Annotated in this window: 6 protein-coding genes and 1 tRNA gene; 4 read left to right on the plus strand and 3 right to left on the minus strand. The window is 68.9% G+C overall.

The features are described from left to right. Positions 1-286 precede the first annotated feature (286 nt). From JK364_RS53910 to JK364_RS53925, 4 genes are all read left to right on the plus strand, one after another. A tRNA-Met gene (locus JK364_RS53910) sits at positions 287-363 on the plus strand. 75 nt (positions 364-438) lie between these two features. After that, positions 439-855, plus strand: a complete 417-nt coding sequence (locus tag JK364_RS53915) for a hypothetical protein (RefSeq protein ID WP_201858797.1) — start codon at positions 439-441, stop codon at positions 853-855. After that, the gene (locus JK364_RS53920; protein WP_201858798.1) at positions 852-1,223 is read left to right on the plus strand and encodes a DUF6247 family protein; all 372 of its coding nucleotides are present in this window, start codon (positions 852-854) and stop codon (positions 1,221-1,223) included. The genes JK364_RS53915 and JK364_RS53920 overlap by 4 nt, the downstream gene beginning before the upstream one ends. Continuing rightward, positions 1,220-1,510 (plus strand): hypothetical protein, encoded by a 291-nt coding sequence (locus JK364_RS53925; RefSeq protein ID WP_201858799.1) that lies wholly within the window; start codon positions 1,220-1,222, stop codon positions 1,508-1,510. The genes JK364_RS53920 and JK364_RS53925 overlap by 4 nt, the downstream gene beginning before the upstream one ends. 190 nt (positions 1,511-1,700) lie before the next feature. Here the strand turns inward: JK364_RS53925 and JK364_RS53930 are convergent, their stop codons facing one another. From JK364_RS53930 to JK364_RS53940, 3 genes are all read right to left on the minus strand, one after another. Further along, a complete protein-coding gene (locus JK364_RS53930) occupies positions 1,701-2,084 on the minus strand; it encodes a hypothetical protein (protein ID WP_201858800.1) in 384 nt (127 codons plus the stop codon). Positions 2,085-2,230: 146 nt separating this feature from the next. Beyond that, positions 2,231-2,542 (minus strand): hypothetical protein, encoded by a 312-nt coding sequence (locus tag JK364_RS53935; protein ID WP_201858801.1) that lies wholly within the window; start codon positions 2,540-2,542, stop codon positions 2,231-2,233. A 37-nt stretch (positions 2,543-2,579) separates the two neighbouring features. Beyond that, positions 2,580-3,668, minus strand: a complete 1,089-nt coding sequence (locus JK364_RS53940) for an MFS transporter (protein ID WP_307841722.1) — start codon at positions 3,666-3,668, stop codon at positions 2,580-2,582. Positions 3,669-4,226: the final 558 nt, after the last annotated feature.

Here is a 4,226-nt window from a genome sequence, read left to right on the forward strand (position 1 = left end):
AAGTTCGAGCGGCGGCGAGGCGAGGCGGCGGTGCTGGTCGAGCCGTTCGGGCGGCTCGGGATCGCTGACCGGGAGGCGCTGGAAGCGGAGGGCTCCCGGCTGCTGGCGGCCACCGATCCGCAGGCGTCGGCCCATGCCGTCCGCTTCACAGGTAGCTGAGTTCGGCCCTTGACCCGACTGCATCCGTCCGGCTGCCGGAGCCAGAGCAGGCGCTCCCGCACCGAACACCAGGGGCGTGGAGTACGTCGAACTCCTTCGCCCGCGCCGTGTAGGGTAGGCGGGCCGACGCGGGGTGGAGCAGCTCGGTAGCTCGCTGGGCTCATAACCCAGAGGTCGCAGGTTCAAATCCTGTCCCCGCTACCAATGCAGCAGGCTCCCTCGACGCTATGTCGAGGGAGCCTGCTGCGTGTCCGGGCGTTGCCCTACTGAGCCGCCCCGATGGCGACCCGGCGTGATGCAGGGGCGGGGCCGGCGCCCGGTGAGCGCGATATCGTGGATCGCCTGATGTCTGCTCGTTTCCATGACCTGGCAGGAGCGCCCCGCGTGCCCGAGGACCCCATAGCCCACGGCGAGCTGTCCGCTTTGACCCGGCGTTTCGAAGAGGCCGCGGAGAAGAACGACCGCGAGTTCAGGATCATCAAGAGCGACCTGACCGCGGTGCGTCCCAAGATCGGGAACCTCGACCAGAAGGCCGGGAACCTTGACCACAAGGTCGACCATCTGAAAGGCGACATGGAAGAGCTCGGCCAGAAGATGGACCGTAACCAGGCGCAGATCGTCGAGCTACTCGCCGGGCGTAGCGAGCCGCGGATCGTCGTGGCCCCGGCGAGCACGACACGGAGCGAGGCAGCATGAGCGAGGCAGCAGCCGACGGACACGGCCCCCTGATCCCGCAGCCCAAGGCGACCGCGGAGGAACTGCGTGCCGCACTGGTGCGGATCGCGCCGAACCAGGTGGCCGCATTCGACGCCGACCGGACGAAGGCGATGGCGGCCGCTCGTGAGCATGTGGACGCGGCGTCGATGCGGCGGTTCCTGCGACAGTGGGCGTTGACCGTGGCGATCGAGCGCCACCCCGCCCGCGCAGCACGCCTGCGCGAGCTGGAGGCACGCGCCGCTCAAGTGGAGGACCTGACGGAGGCCCGCGCAATCGCCGCCGAGGTGTCCGCCATCCAGACCGAGGCGGCAGACGAGGCGGGTATCGACCGGCGGGCCGGCGGGTGACCGGCGAGAGTGGATGGCGGTGGGAGTACGAGCCCGGCTTCGAGCACGTGGCGAAGGGACTGCCTGAACGCGTCGTCGCTGAAGTGGAGAGGCTCGCCGGACAGCTCATCGACCTGGCCGAGATGGGGATCGACGTCACGGACATCGGAGAAGGCCCGCGTCCAGGGGCCGCCGGCGGCGTGCGGCGCCTTCCCCTCCTCGAGGACGGTTTCATGCTGGCGCTGCCCCTGCCCCGCTTACAGCTGATCGCCATCACGTACATCTGCCCGCCCTTCGCGGACCTGTAGCCCCCTCCAAGCGCCGTAACTCATCAGCACGGCCCAACGAGATGAAGGGGCCGCGCCCACCGGACAGCGGCGGACGCGGCCCCTTCAAGCTCTGGGGGGAAGTCTTCAGGCAGGCGGCCGGGCGGCTTGATCAGTCGCCGTCGCCGTCGTTGCCATCCTGGTCGAGGTGCCCCCGGTCACCCTTCGCCGTCTACTGGACGCCGCGCAGGTGGTCTTGGCGGGCGGTGACCAGGGCGCGCCAGCGCTCCCGGACGGTGTGTGCGTCGTCGAGCCACTGAATGGCGCTGTCGGCGGGCTGAGGCAGGTCGCCCATGGCGGTGGCGATGTCGACGTAGTAGGCGAAGTCACCGTTCGCGGTTGCCTCGCGCAGGCGGTCGATGGTGGCTGTCAGGTCATCCTGTGCGCCGCGTATGGAGTGGTGGAAGGCGACGGTGGTCTGGATGAGTGGGGTGAGCCAGGGAAGGCCGGCAGCGGTGCTCTCGGTGTGCAGGACGGTGGCGCGGTCGGTGATGTCGCGGTCGGTGCCGGCGTCGCGGATGAGGGCGGCGACGGCGCGGGTGTGTCCGGTCAGCACCAGCGCGATCTGCTCGTAGTCGCGGGGCTCGAGTGCGTCGTCGGCGCTGGTCTAGGACAGTACCGCTTTGACCAGCGACGCGTAGGGCTCGCGGTCGTACGGCTGGTTCGCCTCGATCAGCCCCTGGAGGTCGTACAGCCCCTGGTTCACCGCGCGGCCGTCCCTTCGTAAGGCGGGACCGTCAGGCGGCGCAGGTGCGTGGTGAGCCAGTCGGTGGGGACCAGGCGGGGCGGGGATGGGTGCGGCGGGCTGATCCAGTGCGCCGCCGGGGTGCCGTGCTCGGTGACCGGGATGAGCAGCTGGCTGCCGGTGGAGAGCACGCGCACGCCGGGCAGGCCGATGGCGGCGGTGCTCGTGCCGGGGAGCACCAGGATGTACAGCACGTCGCGGATCTGGATCGCGAACGGAGAAGCGATGAAGGACTTCCACGACCTGACCCAGACTTCGTAACGCCGCACGGCGGGTGGCATCAATTCGTTGTCGGCTCCGCACGTGTCAACTGCCCCTTTTCGTGCGTAGCAGGCGCAGGCCGACGAGGCTTTGGAGTTTCATCGCGGCGGCGGCCATGGCGGGGACCGCGAAGCCACCGCGTGCCCCGAGTGAGTCGATCGCCCAGCCAGTGACTGCCGCCGCGGCGGCCGAGCCCGCCGCACTGGCGGAGCCGAGCCAGGAGAACGCCTGGGTCAGGACGGTGTGGTGGACGGTCGACTCGGTGAGCACCGAGAAGAGCACCAGAAGGGGCTGGATCGTGGCACCGGTCACGACCACGGCCAGCCCAAGCCCGAACGGCGAGCCGACCGTGAGCAACGGCAACGTGGCGAGCATCAGCGCACTGGTCACCGCCAGCAGTTGCACCGGGGGTGCGGCACGCCACCGGCGCAGCCCGTACAACCATCCGGCCAGCAGACCACTGCAACTGGAGACGGCGAAGATCGGGGCCGCGGCGCCCGGTGCACCGTGCTCCACCACGAAGGCGGTCACCGACACCTGCATGGCACCGAAGAGGACTCCGAGAGCGAGATTGAGGCCCATCAGCACGAAGACCGCGCCGCACAGCAACGACCGGTCCTTGTGAGCGTGCATGGCGCTGTCGATCGTCGGTGAGGGCGCGCTGCTGCGCTGCGCCGCCAAGACCAGACCGCCGACCACTGACAACGAGGCGGCCAGCACCGTCCCGGCCACGGGATGTCCGGCCGCGGCGAGCGCGCTGACCAACATCGGGCCCACGAGGAAGGCCACCGCGTTGCTCATCGACTCCAGCGCGAAAGCGGTGGGTAGTTCCGCTGCTCGGCCAGGGCGCAGTAGTGTCGCCCAGCGTGCCGCAGACATCGCGCTGAGCTGGGGAAAGCTGGCTCCGACCAGCGCACCGCCCAGAACCAGGAGGGGGGCGGAAGCATCTGCGGTGACCAGGGACATGAGGACGGCCACCGCAGCGGCGTGGGCGAGCAGTGAGGGCGGGAGGACACGGGTCTGCCCGAACCGGTCCACAAGACGGGCCAGTTGTGGCGCCACGAGCGCGTCGGTCACCGCGAACCCTCCGCTGACCAAGCCGGCCGCGGCGAAGGAGCCAGTCTGGTCGTGCACGAGCCAGAGGATGCTGAGGCTGGTCATCGCAAGACCGACCCGTCCGAGCGATGCTGGCAAGAAGAAAGCTGCGGCGCCCGGGGCACGCAGCAGGGAACGATAGTTCGCCGATGGCACGGCGAGTCCATTTCGCTGCCCGGCGGGACGGCACGCCCAAGTCGTCGGTGCCCGAATGTACCGACCCGTTGTCGCCGCCTGGAATCGTCCAGTGTAGGCGCGGAGAGGGGACACGCGCCCCGCACCGACTCCATCACCGGGCAGAATTCTCGATGTGCTGTTGATGGCTGTGAATCGCTTCAATTCTCAGCCATCGGGGCCTCCGATGTCCATCACGCTGGGGATCGGAATGTCCTGTCGCAGCGCATCTGGCAGATAGCAGCTCGCTGACCTGCGGAGGCGGCAGGTGGTTTGAGAACGTCGACGGTTGGCGTTCTCAAACCACCTGGCTTTCACAGAAATAAGGTTCATGGTTGAAGGAGGGGGCGATCAACGGTGATTCCATACGAGCGTGTAGCGCCAGAACAGCCGACGGCGTAGTTGTGCGCCGGGCAGGACCGA

The organism is Streptomyces endocoffeicus (genome assembly GCF_016741935.1).
In the GTDB taxonomy this organism is placed as follows: domain Bacteria; phylum Actinomycetota; class Actinomycetes; order Streptomycetales; family Streptomycetaceae; genus Streptomyces; species Streptomyces endocoffeicus.

What these genes read in the sequence shown, in the direction of transcription:
- JK364_RS53915 (WP_201858797.1), top strand. Translation starts at nt 439, where the DNA reads ATGGCGACCCGGCGTGATGCAGGGGCGGGGCCGGCGCCCGGTGAGCGC.
- JK364_RS53920 (WP_201858798.1), top strand. Translation starts at nt 852, where the DNA reads ATGAGCGAGGCAGCAGCCGACGGACACGGCCCCCTGATCCCGCAGCCC.